Source organism: Actinosynnema pretiosum (assembly GCF_002354875.1).
In the GTDB taxonomy this organism is placed as follows: Bacteria; Actinomycetota; Actinomycetes; order Mycobacteriales; family Pseudonocardiaceae; genus Actinosynnema; species Actinosynnema auranticum.
This window is the reverse complement of the sequence record NZ_CP023445.1, coordinates 3,240,036-3,255,182: the sequence shown is the minus strand read 5'-3', so window position 1 is coordinate 3,255,182 and position 15,147 is coordinate 3,240,036. Positions and strand designations below refer to the sequence as shown.

General features: G+C 74.2%; 12 protein-coding genes. 3 read left to right on the top strand and 9 right to left on the bottom strand.

The features are described from left to right. Window positions 1-2: 2 nt before the first annotated feature. The 6 genes from CNX65_RS14215 to CNX65_RS14190 form a co-directional block, all read right to left on the bottom strand. Window positions 3-1,025, bottom strand: coding sequence for a radical SAM protein (locus CNX65_RS14215; RefSeq protein WP_096493323.1), 1,023 nt, complete (start codon window positions 1,023-1,025; stop codon window positions 3-5). Continuing rightward, window positions 1,025-1,993, bottom strand: coding sequence for an NAD-dependent epimerase/dehydratase family protein (locus CNX65_RS14210; protein WP_096493321.1), 969 nt, complete (start codon window positions 1,991-1,993; stop codon window positions 1,025-1,027). Before CNX65_RS14210 ends, CNX65_RS14215 begins: the two co-directional genes overlap by 1 nt. A gap of 355 nt (window positions 1,994-2,348) precedes the next feature. Next, window positions 2,349-3,047 carry a class I SAM-dependent methyltransferase gene (locus CNX65_RS14205; RefSeq protein ID WP_096493319.1) on the bottom strand — a complete coding sequence of 233 codons (699 nt, stop codon included), beginning with the start codon at window positions 3,045-3,047 and terminating at the stop codon, window positions 2,349-2,351. A 439-nt stretch (window positions 3,048-3,486) separates the two neighbouring features. Then, a complete protein-coding gene (locus tag CNX65_RS37820) occupies window positions 3,487-6,552 on the bottom strand; it encodes a hypothetical protein (protein WP_157767640.1) in 3,066 nt (1,021 codons plus the stop codon). A gap of 76 nt (window positions 6,553-6,628) precedes the next feature. After that, window positions 6,629-8,356: a WXG100-like domain-containing protein gene (locus CNX65_RS14195; protein WP_157767639.1), complete on the bottom strand. Its 1,728-nt coding sequence runs from the start codon at window positions 8,354-8,356 to the stop codon at window positions 6,629-6,631. A gap of 400 nt (window positions 8,357-8,756) precedes the next feature. Continuing rightward, window positions 8,757-11,777, bottom strand: coding sequence for a hypothetical protein (locus CNX65_RS14190; protein WP_096493315.1), 3,021 nt, complete (start codon window positions 11,775-11,777; stop codon window positions 8,757-8,759). A 206-nt stretch (window positions 11,778-11,983) separates the two neighbouring features. Between CNX65_RS14190 and CNX65_RS14185 the strand changes: the two genes are divergently transcribed. Beyond that, a complete protein-coding gene (locus CNX65_RS14185; protein WP_096493313.1) occupies window positions 11,984-12,331 on the top strand; it encodes a hypothetical protein in 348 nt (115 codons plus the stop codon). A gap of 19 nt (window positions 12,332-12,350) precedes the next feature. Here the strand turns inward: CNX65_RS14185 and CNX65_RS35325 are convergent, their stop codons facing one another. Then, window positions 12,351-12,665 (bottom strand): transposase, encoded by a 315-nt coding sequence (locus tag CNX65_RS35325; RefSeq protein ID WP_157767638.1) that lies wholly within the window; start codon window positions 12,663-12,665, stop codon window positions 12,351-12,353. Window positions 12,666-13,079: 414 nt separating this feature from the next. Here CNX65_RS35325 and CNX65_RS14175 point away from each other — a divergent pair, with 414 nt between their 5' ends. Next, a complete protein-coding gene (locus CNX65_RS14175; protein WP_096493309.1) occupies window positions 13,080-13,889 on the top strand; it encodes a glycoside hydrolase family protein in 810 nt (269 codons plus the stop codon). Here the strand turns inward: CNX65_RS14175 and CNX65_RS14170 are convergent. Further along, complete coding sequence (locus CNX65_RS14170) at window positions 13,871-14,146, bottom strand: hypothetical protein (protein WP_096493307.1); 276 nt, start codon at window positions 14,144-14,146, stop codon at window positions 13,871-13,873. The genes CNX65_RS14175 and CNX65_RS14170 overlap by 19 nt on opposite strands. Here CNX65_RS14170 and CNX65_RS35320 point away from each other — a divergent pair. Beyond that, a complete protein-coding gene (locus CNX65_RS35320; RefSeq protein WP_157767637.1) occupies window positions 14,136-14,309 on the top strand; it encodes a hypothetical protein in 174 nt (57 codons plus the stop codon). The genes CNX65_RS14170 and CNX65_RS35320 overlap by 11 nt on opposite strands. 3 nt (window positions 14,310-14,312) lie before the next feature. On the opposite strand, the gene CNX65_RS14165 is transcribed toward CNX65_RS35320, so the two are convergent. Continuing rightward, window positions 14,313-14,948 (bottom strand): hypothetical protein, encoded by a 636-nt coding sequence (locus CNX65_RS14165; protein ID WP_096493305.1) that lies wholly within the window; start codon window positions 14,946-14,948, stop codon window positions 14,313-14,315. Window positions 14,949-15,147: the final 199 nt, after the last annotated feature.

The following is a 15,147-nucleotide window of genomic DNA, read 5'->3' as shown; positions in this document are numbered from 1 at the left end:
CGTCAGCGCACCTCGTACCCCTCGAAGATCTGCCGGTCCAGCAGGGAGGTCAGCACGAGCGGCTCGCTCGTCGACCGCTCCGCCGCCGCGAAGTCCCAGAAGATCTCCCGCAGCCGCTCGTCGGTGAACTCCTCCTGCTCGCGCGCCAGTTGCTCCTGCCCGCGCGCCCAGATGTCCGCGACGGGCGCGTCCTTGGTGTTGCCCAGCGGGTGCGAGCTGTAGAGCCTGCTCATCGTCACGTCACCGGTCGCGGAGATCGCGATGCTGCTGTCCTTGACCAGGTACGGGAACATCACCACGTCCTGGTGCGACGGCATCCCCCGGCCCGGCACGAGGTAGGGCGCGTTGAGGTTCAGGTCGAACTCCGTGGCGGGGACCCGGTCCCGGAACTCGGCGACCTCGGCGTGCAACCGCATGGTCTCGTCCTCGGTCAGCAGCAGGCGGTTGCGGCCTCCCCTGCCGTGCGCGCGCACCAGGATCAGGTCCTGGCGGCGGAAACCGGTGCGGCGCAGGTGCGCGGTCAGCTCCAGGACGTTGTGCAGGTTGGTCCTCATGACCGTGGTGAGCACCTTGAAGCTGCGCACCCGGTCGCGCAGGTACGCCGAGTTCTCGATCACCCGGTCGAACGCGTCGACCAGCCGGACCGCCTCGAACGTCTCGCGGGTGCCGTCCATGCTGACCCGGATCGAGGAGATGCCGCTGTCCAGGATGCGGTCGAGCTGCTCGCGGGTCTGGTTGGCGGCATTGGTGATCAGCGTGACGGTGGCGAAGCTCAGGCGCGGCACCACGTCCAGCAGCGACCAGAAGCCCTTGCGGATGGTGGGTTCCCCGCCGGTGAGGGTGATCTCGAAGGCGCCCATGCGGTCGAGCTCCAGCAGCACCTCGCCGAGCTGCTCGACCGAGAGCATCCGGCGGCGGATGTGCGCGGGGATCTCGCCGGTGTTGGTGCGGCAGTGCACGCAGCGCAGGTCGCACGCGTAGGTGACGTCCACGCTGGCGCGCACGGGCGCGGAGTAGCCGGGCATCAGGTGAGCTCCTTGACCAGCAGCGGGGTCCTGGCGGCGGGGACGTCGACGAGCCCGGCCGCCCACCAGTCGTAGGTGCGGCGCACGCCCTCGCGCATCCCGGTCACCGCCGGGGGCAGGCCGAGCAGGCCGTCCTGGACGGTGGTGTCGGCGCGGAACTCGTCGATCTCGTCGCGCCTGCCGGGCTGGAACTCCAGCTCCAGGCCGGGGCGGATCTCCCGCAGCAGCGCGGCGACCTCCAGCACCGACCGGGAGCGGCCGGAGCCGAGGTTGACGGTCGGCGCGGGCGGCGCGTGGAGCAGGCCCGCGAGCTTGTGGACGGTGTCGGCCACGTAGGAGAAGTCGCGGCACTGCCTCCCGGTCCCCTCGATCGGCAGGCCGCGGCCCTGGGCGGCGCGCAGGCACAGCGCGGGCACGAGGGCGTCGGCGCGCTCGCCGGGGCCGTAGACGTTGAACAGGCGCACGACCGTGACGCGGGAGCCCCGGCGCTGCTGGTGGTTGCGGGCGATCATCTCCAGCGCGACCTTCGAGGAGGCGTACGGGGAGCGCGGGGCGAGCGGCGCGGCCTCGGTGTTGGGCAGCGCCAGCGAGTTCCCGTACACCTCGCAGGTGCTGCCCACGAGCACGCGCGGCGTCCCGGCCTGCTCGCACAGCCGCAGCAGGTGCCTGCCCGAGTCGACGTTGTCGAGGTAGTCGAGCGGGCGCTCGAACGACTCGGGAACGCTCTTGTGCGAGGCCAGGTGGTAGACGGCCGTGATCCCGTCCAGGTCGGAGCGGTCCAGGTCCAGCACGGACTTGACCAGCAGCCCGGCGGGTGGCGGTTGGAGCGGGGCGACGCGCAGGTCGTCGACCGGGACGACGGCGCACCCGCGCGCGGTCAGCTCGGCGGCGAGGTGCGCGCCGATGAAGCCCGCGCCGCCGGTGATCAGGACCCGTTCGGTTCGTGCAGCGGTTCGTGGAGAGGCCATGGCAGAGCGAACCCCCAACAGGGACGTGCGTGTCCAACCCCGAGGTGCGCGCGGGGCGGCCTGCCGAGCCGGGGGGGCGGTGGGGAGCTGATCGGTGCGGGAAAGCGGGTGGAGCCCCCCGGTGCCGCGATTGCGCGAGCCGCGCGCCGGATGTCCACGTTAACCCGGAAAAAGCGACAGCGAGAAGCCCCCTAGAACAACCTCACCCAGACGGGAACTCCGGGGTGAAGGGATTTCCCGGGGTGTCCGGGAAAATCCGCGCAGCGGTCACCGACTGTGCCCATTGTCCACGGAAAGATTAATCCGGACGAAGGGCGGAGCGGCGCGGCGGCGGATCAGGTCGGCGCTGCGTGACTCACCCGTCCCTGCGCCACACCAGCGCGTGCGCGAACCCCCGGTCCACGAAGGACGCGCCGGGGAAGATCGAGCCGTAGCGGCGCTCGAACTCCGGGCGGGACAGGTAGCGGTCGGTCAGCAGGTGCGCCAGCCACGGGCCGCCGGTGCGGAACCGGAACAGCCAGGCCGCGTCGCGCCAGCCGTGCGCGCGGACGTCGCGGGGCAGCGAGAGCAGCGCGCCGACGCGGTAGACGTGCGCGGGCGGGGTGGGGCGGTCCGCGACGTTGTCCACCAGCACGGCGAAGCCGCCGGGGCGGACCAGGGACTTCAGCTTGCGGAGCGCGTCGTCCAGGTCGGGGACGTGGTGCAGGGTGGTGGAGCTGAACACGAGGTCGAACCCCTCGGCGCCGCCGTCGACGTCGGCGAGGTCCGCGACCTCGTACCGCACCCTCGGGTGCGACCTGCGGGCCCTGGCCAGCCGGATCAGCGGGGCGCTCAGGTCGACGCCGAGCACCTCGTCGTAGTGGTCGGCCAGTTCCCGGCACCGGCGGCCGGACCCGCAGCCCGCGTCCAGGGCGCGCCCGCCCGGCCGGACGCCCGCGTCCGCGACCCACCCCCAGACCGGGTGGTCCTCGAAGTCGCAGAACCGGTCGTATTCCAGGGCGAATGAATCGAAGGATTGGGGGTCCGCGCCATTACCGACGTTGTGGACGACCACGTTACCGCCTTTCCGCGCCACACTTCCAGAGAGCGCGACCACCCTATTGGCGGTACCGGGCGAGCGCAAAGCAGGTTGCCCCGAATGCCACGAGGATCAACCTGTCCGGTGGTCATTCCGGCATGACCTGGTTCGAGTCGGTGAGCCCGAGCACCGCCGGGGACGTCGAACCGTGGCGGAGCCGAGTGGTCGAATCCCCCGAAAGGGCACTCGACGATCGGGGTCGGCGCGGACTTGGCAGGCGTACAGTCGGTCCCGGCCTTCCTTTGAGCGCGGTCGAACGGCGCGGTCAGCGCTGTGCCCTGCTCCGTTGTGCGCCACTGCGCCCTGCTCCGCTGTCGCCTCTCGGCGCCGCAACGCCCCGCTCGCGTGGCGTTCCGGGCGGTGGGAGGGCGGGTGCGAACGCGCCCTCCCACCGGAGTCCGGCACTGCCGGGAGATCAGGCCTGCTTCGGGTGGATCTGGACCTCCTTGCCGGTGGTCACGTCGATCGCGAAGACCCGCTCGACCTTGGGGTTGGACTGGAGCGACGGGAACTCGGTCATCGCGACCGGGTCGCCCTCGGCGCGGTTCGGGCCGACCAGGACGAACACGTCGCCGTTGGCGCTGCGCGCCGGGCTGGCCACGACGTCGGAGGACAGCTTGCCCGCGACGGACGTGGGCTGCTGGCCGGTCGCGGTCGCGCCGGTGTCGGAGAGGTTCGTGAACGCCTTGACCTCGTCCGAGCCCTCGGTGCGGTTGTCCAGGCCGGCCATCAGCTCGGCCACGTCCATCAGCGAGTGCCGCTGGCCCTCGCCGTCGATGGTGCTGTCGGCCCAGTAGAAGGAGCCCTCGCCCTTGCTCTCCATGATGTCGCGGATGCGCTCGGTCCAGCGCTCGGCCTCGTCGGCCGGGAGGTCGCGCAGGTCGAGGAACGGCTCGCCGTCCACCGAGGTGATCGGGAAGCCGTCCTTCTCGCCGTCGCGCTCGCCGACGAGGTCCTCGGGCTTGTCGCCCTTGTCGCCGATGAGGCCGTCGGGGCGGTCGCCGTCCTTGCCGTCGCCCTTGTCGCCGTCGCGATCGCCGTCGTGCTCGCCCCGGCCACCGTGCTCGCCGCGACCGTCGTGGTCACCCTTGCCGTGCTCGCCCTTGCCGTGCTCGCCGCGACCGTCGTGCTCGCCCCGGCCACCGTGGTCGCCGCGGCCCTCGTGCTCGCCCTTGCCGCCGGTCTCGCCGCGACCGTCGTTGCCGCAGTGGCGACCGCGGTCCTCGTCGGAGCCCGAACCGGAGCCGGAGCCGTCGCCGGCGCCCGTGCCGGCACCCGCGCCAGAACCGGAGCCGGAACCCGAGCCGGCGCCTGAGCTGTCCGTGTCACCGGCGGGGACGCCCGGCGTGCCGAACAGGTCCTTCGGGACCTCGGGGATCGGCGGGATGGTGGGCATGGTCGGGGTGGTCGCGCCGGAACCGGTGGTGGTGCCGGAGCCACCGCTCGAACCGGAGCCGGAACCGAGGCCCCCGCCCAGGCCGCCGGCGCCGCTGCCGGAACCACTGCCGGAACCGGAGCCGGAGCCGCTGCTGCCGGTCGAGTCGCCGCCCTTGATCGGGTCCGCGCTACTGTCGCCCGCTGGGATGCCGCCCGTGCCGCCGGGGGAGAACAGGTCCTTCGGGACCTCCGGGATCGGCGGGATGGTCGGCATGGTGGGCGTCGACGGGGTCGAGCCGCTGCTGCCACCGGGCGTGCCGATGTTGGCGGTGTCCTCGATCTGGTAGTCGCCGGGCTTGGGGATCGACGGCGACGAACCACCCGTGGAACCGGAACCACCGGTCGAGCCGCTGCCGCCGGGCAGGCCGGAGCCGCCCGTGGAGCCGCTGCCGCCCGTGGAGCCGCTGCCACCGGTGGAGCCGCTGCCCCCCGCAGAGCTGTCGGAGCCGCCCGCGCCCGCGCTGCCGCCGGGGGAGAACAGGTCCTTCGGGACCTCGGGGATCGGCGGGATGGTCGGCATGGTGGGCGTCGACGGGGTCGAGCCGCCGCTGCCGCCCGGCGTGCCGATGTTGGCGGTGTCCTCGATCTGGTAGTCACCGGGCTTGGGGATCGACGGCGACGAACCACCCGTGGAACCGGAACCACCAGTGGAGCCGGAGCCGCCGGTCGAGCCGGAGCCGCCCGTGGAGCCCGAACCGCCGGACGCGCCGCCGGTGCCCGCGCCCTCGCCACCGGTGCCCGCGCCTGCGCCCCCACCGGGGGAGAACAGGTCCTTCGGGACCTCCGGGATCGGCGGGATGTTCGGCATCGGCTGCTGCTGCTGGCCGGAGCCGGAGCCGCTGCCACCGGTGGAACCGCTGCCGCCCGTGGAACCGCTGCCGGAACCGCCGGGCGAGCCGATGTCCGCCGTGTCCTCGATCTGGTAGTCGCTCGGGCTGGGCGTGGGGGTGGACGCGCCGCTGCCGGAACCAGAGCCGCTACCGCTGCCGGAGCCGGAGCCCGCGCCGGAACCGCCGGTTGAGCCGGAGCCGCCGGGCACGCCTGCGCCACCCGCGCCAGCACCTGCGCCCTCGCCGCCTGCACCCGCGCCCGCGCCGCCCTGGGAGAACAGGTCCTTCGGGACCTCGGGGATCGGGGGCATCTCGGGGGCCTGCTGGGGTTGCTGCTGGCCGTTGGTCCCGCTGCCCGAGCCGGAGCCGGAACCAGTGCCCGCGCCGGAACCCGAGCCGGCACCGGCGCCCGTGCCCGCACCGGCGCCGGTCCCAGCGCCCGCGCCGGTACCCGCGCCCGCGCCACCGGTCGTCCCGGTGTCGCCGCCGCCCGGCGTGCCGACGTTCGCGGTGTCCTCGATCTGGTAGTCGCCGGGCTTCGGCGCGCCGTTGGCGCCCCCGGTGGAACCACTGCCGCCCGCGCCGCTGCCGCCCGTGCCACTGCCGCCGGTCCCACCGGCGCCCGCGCCCTCCGCACCGCCCGCGCCGCCGGTGGTCCCCGGCTGGTTCACGGCCGGACCGCCGCCCGCGCCGCCCGCGCCCGCGCCGCCCGTGGCTCCGGGGTCGCCGTTGACCGAACCGGGGTCGTTGACCTGCGGGCCCGCGCCCTGACCGGTCGCACCCGAGCCACCCGCGCCGCCCGCGCCCGCGGGGGCCTGGGCGTCGGTCTCGGTGTTGATGCCCGCGAACTCCTGGTTGTTGCTGTCGTCGGTCTGGGCGTGGTCCTGGGCCGTGGCCTGGATGCCGCCCGCGACCTTGCCCATCGTCATGGAGATCTTGTCGAGGTGCATCCCGCCCTTGGCGGAGGAGACGTTGAACCGCTCCACCGCCTCGGCGCCGACCTGCCCGAAGGCGTTGCCGGACAGGGAGGCGCCGGTGATCGCGGCGGCGATCTCCTTGTAGCTGCTGCCGAGGTCCTCGGCCTGCTTGCGCAGGGTCTCCATGTCGGACTGGTTCATGGAGAACCCGGAGCCCGCGCCACCGGAGTCGCTCGTCGGGGCCGGGCGTCGGGACATCACGTGCATCTTCTGCATCTGCTGTTCGGTCGTGGACATCGCTGTGCTGCCTCCGCGGGGCGCAGGGAGAGGGTGGGGACGGGGTGAGGTGGTCGGCGCTCGGCCGCGTCAGCTCCTAGCCGTTCTCCACCTGCCGCTGCTCACGGGTCCACGCCTGGGTGGGGCGCAGCGGTTCGGCCTGCTGGGCCGGGACCGACATGTGCGTGGGCTGCAGGGGCTGCTGCTGCTGGTAGACCGGGGTGCCCTGGTGCATGGGCTGCAACGGCTGCACGGGCTGCTGGTACGCCGGGGTGCCCTGGTGCATCGGCTGGAGCGGCTGCACGGACTGCTGGTACGCCGGAGTGCCCTGGTGCATCGGCTGCAGCGGGTGGTGCGCGGGGGTGCCCTGCTGGGTCGGCTGCAGCACGTGGTGCGCCGGAGTGCCCTGCTGGGTCGGCTGCAGCGGGTGGTAGGCCGGAGTGCCCTGCTGCGTCGGCTGGAGCACGTGGTGCGCGGGGGTGCCCTGCTGCCGCTCGACCGCGTGCATCTGCGAGTGCTCGGCCCGCTGCATGGGCTCGAGCGGCTGCATCCGCTCCCCCACCATCCTGGGCTCCAGCGCGTGCATCCGCTCCACGCCCACCCTCGGCTCCAAGGCGTGCATCCGCTCGGCCGCCATCTTCGGCTCCAGGGGCTGCATCATCCGCCGCTCGCCCGCCTGCATGGGCTCCAGCAGCGCGCCCTGCCGCAGCTCGCCCCGCTCCATCGGCTGCAGCAGCCCCTGCCTGGACTGGAGCAGGCCCTGCTTGGGCTCCAGCGCGGCCTCGTCGTCGGCGAACCTCGGGCGCGGCGCGTTCATCCCGGACGGGTTGGTGGTGCCCTCGGCGGTCATGCCGCGCGGGGCGTTGGGCAGGGTCGGGCTGGTCTCGCCCTCGACCATCATGCCGCGCGGGGCGTTCGGCAGGGTCGGGCTGGTCGTGCCCTCGGCCGTCATGGCGCGCGGGGCGTTGGCCAGGGACGCGGTGGTCGTGCCCTCCTCCGCGTTCGGCATCCGCGCAGCCAGGCGGCCGGTCGCGGTGGCGGTGGCGTTGTCGGAGACGTCGTCGTACCGCTCCCACTCCTTGCTGACCTGGTCGGACAGCTGGTCGAGCTTGCCCATCCGCTCGGCCTGGCGGCCCATGGCCTCCTTGAGCTGGTCCATGCGCCCGGAGATGTCCTGGCCGACCTGGGTGGCGGCGTCCACCACCGAGGCCAGGAAGATCGGGATCGAGGCGCCGAAGGTCAGCGGGGCCATGACGTAGGCGGCGACGGCGGCGGGGGCCAGCGAGTCGGAGAACCGGCTGACCTGGTCGATGACGCCCGCGCGCATCCCCTCGACCATCTTGCCGGTGGCCTCGACGACCACGCCCTTCTGCGCGACCGCGTTCGCCATCGAGTCCAGCTCGCCGCCGAACTTGTCCATGCTGCCCTTGAAGGCCTCCATGGACTCGCCGGTCCAGCCCTGCGGGTTGCCCAGCTGCTCGCGCTGGGTGTTCGACAGCTCGCGCATCCGCTCGGACGCGGTGCGGTAGGCGTCGGCGGTGGCCTGGACGCTGCCCTTGTCGGTCTGCAGCTGGTCGATCGGCTCGCGCAGGAACGCGACGTAGTCCATCGTCCACCCGGCGACCTGGGCCAGGCTGGCGAACGGGTCGGCGGGCGCGGCGACGTTGCCGGTGGGCGTGAAGGCCTCCGGCTCGGCGGCGGCGTCCTTGCCGATGGACTCGATCTCCGGGTTGACATCAGCCCCGTTAGCCGCGCCGGCCACCCTCTTCGCCACGACCATGGCGGCGGTCGCGGTGGCGGTAACTTCTGCGGTGGCTTCTGCCATGAGCAGGACCTTCCTCGGGGCATCTCGTCTCGCGCCGGCGTGGCGCAGGGAACCGGCACTTCGGTATGGGTGTTCACCGCACAGTAGAGGGACGCCGCCAACGTGCCGCCAACGCGACGCCAACGATCACGGGTGGCGGGTGGTGAGCGGGGAACGGCCGGTGACGGGCGGGTTTCAGGCGGGCGGACGGCGGTGGTCGGGCGTCCGGGGGGGGCGGTTCCTGAGCCCTTGCGATCGCCCGGTGCCCCCTCCCCCGCCGTCGCGCGGCTGCGCGCTCCGCGACCGGGTGCCTCCGGCTGGTGGTGACGTTCCATGTCGACCACTACGTGCACGAGGCGCTGCGGGCGGGGCTGGTCGGCGGGGCGTGACGCGGGGCGGGTGGTGGCCCGCCCCGGCTCGGTCACGCGCGGGGGTCACCGCCGAACAGGTCACGGCCGGAGAAACCGGGGTCGGGGTTGTCGGGGCGGTCACCGGCGGAGGTCTGCGGATCGGCGTTGGGCACCGGGTCGGCCGAGGTGTGGCCGGTGGGGATCGGACTGGGGCGACTCGGACCGGCAGGAGACGGGCCGGCGGGGACCTGGCTGGCGGGGACCTGGCTGCTGGGGATCGGGCCAGCGGGGGACGAGCCGGCGGGGCTCGGCCCTGCGGGAGACGGGCCGGCGGGGGCCGGGGTGGCGGGGATCGAACCGGCGGGGACCTGCCGGGCAGTGGCCTGACCAGCGGACATAGGACCACCAGGCACGCCGGAGACCCGCGAGCCGGGGTTGAGCGTTCCGGGGAAGGACGCTCCGGGAACTCGCTTACCAGGGCTCAGCGTGCCGGGGTTCGGCACGCCGGGAACCCGTGCGCCGGGGTTGAACGTCCCGTGGTGCGGCGCACCCGGAACCCGCGCACCGGGGTTGAGCGTCCCCGGATTCGGCACACCGGGAGCGAACGTGCCGCTGTTCGGCACCCCACCACCGGGTGCCCCGCCTCCGGTCATCCAGGTGCCGGACAACCCGCTGCCCGCCGCACCGGCGCCAGGCGTCCCAGCACCGGGCATCCCGGCGCCGGGAGCTCCGGCCCCAGGCAGCCCAGGCCCAGCGACACCGCTTCCAGGCACCCCAGCCCCAGGCAGACCGCCACCAGCCACACCGCTTCCAGGCAGCCCAGGCCCAGCCACTCCGCTCCCGGGCAGGCCGCCGGGCAGCCCACCACCGGGTTCCGCGCCGGGACCGCCGAAGCCCTGACCGGGCGCGGGGTTGCCCGCGCCGCCGTGGGCGGGCGCGGCGTTGGCCGCAGCAGCAGCCGCCGCCGCAGCCGCCTCCAGGGCGGCCCAGCGCGGGGCGAGCAGGCGCTCGACCGGCGTCGTCTCCGGCTCGCCGTCGCCGACCGCCAGGACGCGGCGCGCCCGGCGCAGCGCGCCGACCGCCCGCGCGGGTGGCACGGCGCGGTCCAGCAGGAGCCAGCCGAGGGAGTCCGGCCCGGCGCCCGCCAGCAGGCGCGCGCCCGACTCCGCCGTGACGCTGACCAGCGGCGTCACCAGGAACAGCGTGCGCCACGCCTCCCCGACCGCGCCGTCCGGCATCTCCGGGGACGACTCGCCCGCGATCAGGTCGGCCACCGCCTGGAGGTTGCGCCGCACCGCCCGCGCCTCGTGACCGAGGAACTCGCGGTGCAGCTCCAGGGCGGCCAGGAGCAGCGCGTCGCGCGCGGCCGTCCACTCCGGGTCCGTCCACGGCTCGGCGCGCTCCCGCCCGGCGAACAGCTCGGCCGCGACCGGCAGCAGCTCCTCCACGCGCACCAGTTCCGCCGTGCGCTCGCTGATCACCCACTCGTGATCGGCCTGGGCGAGCACGGCCGCGCGCACCGCCTGCTCCGCCACGTCGAGCCCCGGCGTGCGGGGCGGTGGCGGCGGGGCCTGGGGCGGCGGGGTGGCGTGCAGGCGCTTCAGCTCGGCCTCGGCCAGCTTCACCCGGTCGGACAACCACGTGTCGCGCCACGACCACAGGTGCTGGTCGCTGTCCTGCTTGGCGACGCGCTTCCACAGGGCGGGCCGGAGCTTGCGGTGCTCCCGGTGCTCGCCCTTGCGGCGCTCCAGCTCCTCGTTCCAGCCCCAGACCTGGTGCTCGATGGCGGCGAACTGCCGGGCGGCCTCCTGCTCCAGCTCCGCGTGCGCGTCGACGGCGGCCCGCTCGACCTGGGCGAGCTGGTCGCGGTGGGCGCGCACCTCGGCCAGGCGCGCGATGGCGGCCGTGAGCCCGGCGCGGGCGCGGTCCAGCTCCTCGCGCAGCACGGGTTCGCGGTCGACGGCACGGCTGGCGGCGTCGCGCCTGGCGTGCAGGTCGTCCACGAGTTGGCGGGCAGCGCGGAACGCGGCAACGGCATCCGACCACGGGCGTTGAGGACCATTGTCCTCCCAGGTCTTGAGCAAGTCCAGGAGGCCGGCGCCACCGGTCCAGAGCTCTTGGGCGAACCGCTCGCGGTCGGCGCGGTCGACGAGGGTGAGCGCGAGCGGCCAGTCGTGCCCGGTGGACCCGGCCGCGGCGGCGGGCGCGGGTCGCACGGCCGCTCCCGCGGCACGCGCGGTGGTCTCGTCGGCGCTGACCGCGAGCACCCCTCCCCCGGCCAGCTCCGGTCGCCAGGCGCTGACCTCGCGGGCCCGGTCGGCGGTGAGCCAGCGGAACCGCAGCCCGCTGAACGCCTCGCGCGGGTGCCCCAGCTCGGCGAGGTCGCGGGCCCGGCGCACGAGCACGCCGACCACCAGCTCGTGGACCGCGTCGGCGTCGGCCGGACCGGGCTCGGGCGGCTCACCGGCCAGGTGGTCGCGCAGCGCGGGCCCGGTGGGCTCGGCGGCCTCCAGCTCGGCCAGGAACGGGCTGGTCGGCTCGGGCAGCCAGGCCGTGCCGGTGCCGCGCGGCACGGCGGTGCTGGTGACGCCGATCTCGGCGTCGGCCGGGGAGAACCCGGTGGCGCGCACGGCGGCGTCCTCGCAGGCGACCAGCTCGGTGTGCCCGAGCCTGCCGAGGGCGGTGGCGCGGAACTCGGCGGCGAAGCGCTCCTGCGCCTGGGCGAACCCGGTGAGCCGCCCGAGCACGGCCGCGCCGCCCAGCCCGACCTCGCCGGTGGCCCAGGCCGCGGCCGACAGGGCGGCGGACCCGAGCAGCGCGCGCCCGCTGTCGTCGACGGCGAACCGGGCGAGCGCCCCGTCCCCGTCCACGTCGGGCGTGGGCGCGCCGAACGCCCCGGCGAGCACCGCGAGCGCCTTCCCGCGCGGGTGGATCCCGACGTGCACGACGTGCCGCCACTCGGCGCCGCTGGGCAGCTCCCGCCGGGCGAGGGGGTGCTCGGCGTCCCACGGCAGCGGCTCACCGGCCCTGACCCGCTCGACCTCGCCCAGTTCCGGCTGGTCGAACAGCTCGACCGCACGCCAGAACCCCAAAGCCCGCACCGGACCCGCCTCTCCCACAACCGCTCCCCGCTCACCGTCGCCCGCGCGCTCGATCATCACACAGGTGGTGGGCCGAGGGGCGTCGGCACGCCCCCGCGAGGTCGGGGGCGGCCCGAGATCACGAGGTCCGAGGGCGCGCGGCTACTGTCTGCACCTGCGGCGCGACCCACCCAAGACGTTGCGGAGGCGACCCCCGGATGCTCATCCCGCTGCTGTTCCTGAACGCGGTCACCGCCGTGGTCGGCGTGGTGTTCGCGACGGTGGCGGCCGTGCACCCGGCGTCGCTGAGCTACAGCCCGTCACCGGACCGGGGCGAGCGCATGTACGCCTGGATGCACGCCGCGAAGGCCGTGCCGCTCGGGGTGCTGGCCGCGAGCCTGCCGCTGGCGCTGCCGGGCCAGGCGACGATGTTCTGCCTGCTGGGGGCGGCGCTGTCGCAGGCGGTGGACGCGGCGGTCGGGTGGTCGCGCGGGTCGTGGGGGATGACGGCGGTGGGGGCGGCGTCGGCGGTGGTGCACGTGGTGACGGCGGTCGCGGTGGGGTGATCAGGGGGTTCGCCCTGGTCTAGGGCTTCCTGCGGATCTTCACCTCAGGTGGAGGGCGATGCGGGGCAAGACGATCTCGGCGCGGTGGGCAGGCGGCTCGTTTCGCGAACCTGGTGGCCGGGCCGCGGAGCCGCTTGAGGCGGTTGAAGCAGCGCTCGACCACGTTGCGCGGCTTGCAGAGGTCGGGGTCGAAGGCCGGTGGCCTGCCGCTGGGCGAGCCCTTGGTCCTGCGGCGGGCGATCCGGTCGACACGTTCCGGGATGGCGGCCTTGATCGGCCGCCGCTGTAACGCGGTGCGGGTGTTCGTGTGGGCGTGGGCCTTGTCGGCGATCACCCGCCCCACCCCGCACCCGCCGCCCGTCCACGGCGATGTCGTGGATGTCGTCGAGCAGCGGTGGCGGTTGCGGGTTGTCGCAGGCCCTGACCCGAGGGTGAGGATCGCCGTCGGTGGCAGACCCGCCGAGTCGACGGTCGGGTGCAGCTCGTCCGTCAGCTCACCACGTCCGACCACCCACCGTCATCAGCACACGATCACGAAAAAGATCCACAGGACACGCCCTGCACCCTCGCGGCCCAGCTCGCGCCGCGCCTGCCCGCTGTTCGGGTGAGGGCCCCCTGACTGCCCGGCCCACCCGTTGACAGCAGGTCCAGACCACCTCCAGGCTCGGCGTGGAAGCGCTCTCACGTCCGCCGCCGCTTCGGGTCCTGCCGTTCGACCGCACCGAACGACCTTGGAGGGACGAGGCGTATGCGAGGCCCCCGTCGACTGCTCGCCGTCGCGCTCGTGGCGCTCACCGCGGCGGTCGCGCTGACCGCTCCGGCAGGCGCCGCGGCGACCAAGAAAGGCGTCAGCGTCAACAACCACCCCGGTGTCGCCGGCGCGCTCGCGAACGTGCGGGCCGGGTGGTACTACACCTGGGCCGTGGACACGCAGGGCGTCAGCACGCCGCCCGGTGTCGAGTTCGTGCCGATGGCGTGGGGATCGGGATCGGTCACCGATGCCGCGCTGGGCAAGGCGAAGTCGCTCGGCAGCACGCTGCTCGGGTTCAACGAGCCGGACATGGCCGGGCAGGCGAACCTGAGCGTCGAGCAGGCGTTGAACCTGTGGCCCCGGTTGCAGGCCACGGGGATGCGGTTGGGCGCGCCCGCCGTGGCGTACGGCGGCGACCAGGCGGGCGGGTGGCTCGACCGGTTCATGAGCGGGGCCGCCGCGCGCGGCTACCGGGTCGACTTCATCCCGCTGCACTGGTACGGCAGCGACTTCTCCAGCGCGGCGGTCGGACACCTGCAGGGGTACCTGCAAGCGGTGCACAACCGGTACCGCAAGCCGATCTGGCTCACCGAGTACGGGTTGATCGACTTCACCGGGTCGCAGCCGCGCTACCCCGGTCAGGCGCAGCAGGCCGACTTCATCAGCCGCTCCGGGGCGATGCTCAACGGGTTGGGCTTCGTGGAGCGGTTCGCCTGGTTCTCGCTGTCGACGCGCACGAGCCCGACCGGGCTGTACGACGGGACGACGGCGAACACGTCCGGCGCCGCCTACCGGAACCTGCCCTGAGCAACCGCGAAACCCCTGTCGGCCACGCCGAACCACTGGCGCGGCGAGTTCTTCGCCCGCGAGGACAGGCTCGCGCCCCGGTACGCCGTCAGCTGCGTCAACGCGTTCTCGCTACCGATCACGAGCAAGGCGGAGAACGACGTGGCCCCACCGGGTTCGGCGGAGTGCACGTCGGTCGGCTGCCCGGAGAAACTGCTGCCGCACTGCCCGCCCGCGAGCCTGACCAAGTGAGCGGACGGCAGGCCGATGCTGTGCACCAAACCGAACCAGGACGCGCGGACCGCGTACAGCAACGCGCTCTCGGCGCGGTGCACCAAGGCCTACGCGTGGTCGAAGCACGACACCGAGCCCGGCAACCAGCTGGTCCGGCAGTGCCGCCAGTGCGCCGGGTTCACGGTGACCTTCCACGCGGCGGCGTGAGGGTCAGCGCTTCCAGAGGGTCGCGCGGAGGGTGATCGAGCGGCTGAACACGTTGTCCGGTCCGATCGCCACGACCTCGACGAGCACCACGGCGCCCTCGCCGGTCACCGCGCAGAGCCGCGTGCCGACGTCGACGTTCGTTCCGGGGCCGACCTTCTCCTTCCGGGAGATCGGGCCGGTGGTCGCGGCGTCCGAGCACTGCTCGGGCGTCGTGGCGCCCCCGGCGAACCCGACCCGCGCCCGCTCGTCGGTGACGGTGGTGCTGAACTCGTCGTCGGCGGTGTGGCTGAACTCGGCGGAGTTCTCGACGGCTTCAGGGGCGGGCGATCCGGCGGACCGGACGGAGGGCTTGTCGAGGTCGACGTAGGCGCTCACGCCCAGCGCGCCGGTCGGGAGCACCAGTGCCTTGTCCCGGTAGACCTCGCTGTACGCGGCGGTGGTCGTGGCCGCGCCCCCGGTGGTCGTGGCGGCGCCCCCGGTGGTGGTCCGTCCTCCTGCCGCCGACGTCGAGGCGACCTCAGGTGACGGGGCGTCCGCCGAGCGCGGCAGCAACCACGCGACCAGCGCGACCCCGAGCCCCATGACGGCGAGCGCCGCGCTGACGACCCCCGCCACCGCACCGGTCCGCTCCCAGTCCACAGCGCCCACCTCCCCCACGCGCCATTGTGACGGTGGGGAACCTCGCGCACACGCGGTTTTCCCGGTATTCGCGCCCAGCCGGACACACCGGCCCCGGCGGGCGGTCCCCGAGTTCGACCGCGCGGGCCGCAGGGGTGGCCGTCCGGTCTCGAGGCCGCCGCGCCGCTCGGCGGGCCGGTTCCGACATCCGGGTGAGCCG

What these genes read in the sequence shown, in the direction of transcription:
- CNX65_RS14215 (WP_096493323.1), bottom strand. Translation starts at nt 1,025, where the DNA reads ATGCCCGGCTACTCCGCGCCCGTGCGCGCCAGCGTGGACGTCACCTAC.
- CNX65_RS14210 (WP_096493321.1), bottom strand. Translation starts at nt 1,993, where the DNA reads ATGGCCTCTCCACGAACCGCTGCACGAACCGAACGGGTCCTGATCACC.
- CNX65_RS37820 (WP_157767640.1), bottom strand. Translation starts at nt 6,552, where the DNA reads ATGTCCACGACCGAACAGCAGATGCAGAAGATGCACGTGATGTCCCGA.
- CNX65_RS14195 (WP_157767639.1), bottom strand. Translation starts at nt 8,356, where the DNA reads ATGGCAGAAGCCACCGCAGAAGTTACCGCCACCGCGACCGCCGCCATG.
- CNX65_RS14185 (WP_096493313.1), top strand. Translation starts at nt 11,984, where the DNA reads ATGCTCATCCCGCTGCTGTTCCTGAACGCGGTCACCGCCGTGGTCGGC.
- CNX65_RS14175 (WP_096493309.1), top strand. Translation starts at nt 13,080, where the DNA reads ATGCGAGGCCCCCGTCGACTGCTCGCCGTCGCGCTCGTGGCGCTCACC.
- CNX65_RS35320 (WP_157767637.1), top strand. Translation starts at nt 14,136, where the DNA reads ATGCTGTGCACCAAACCGAACCAGGACGCGCGGACCGCGTACAGCAAC.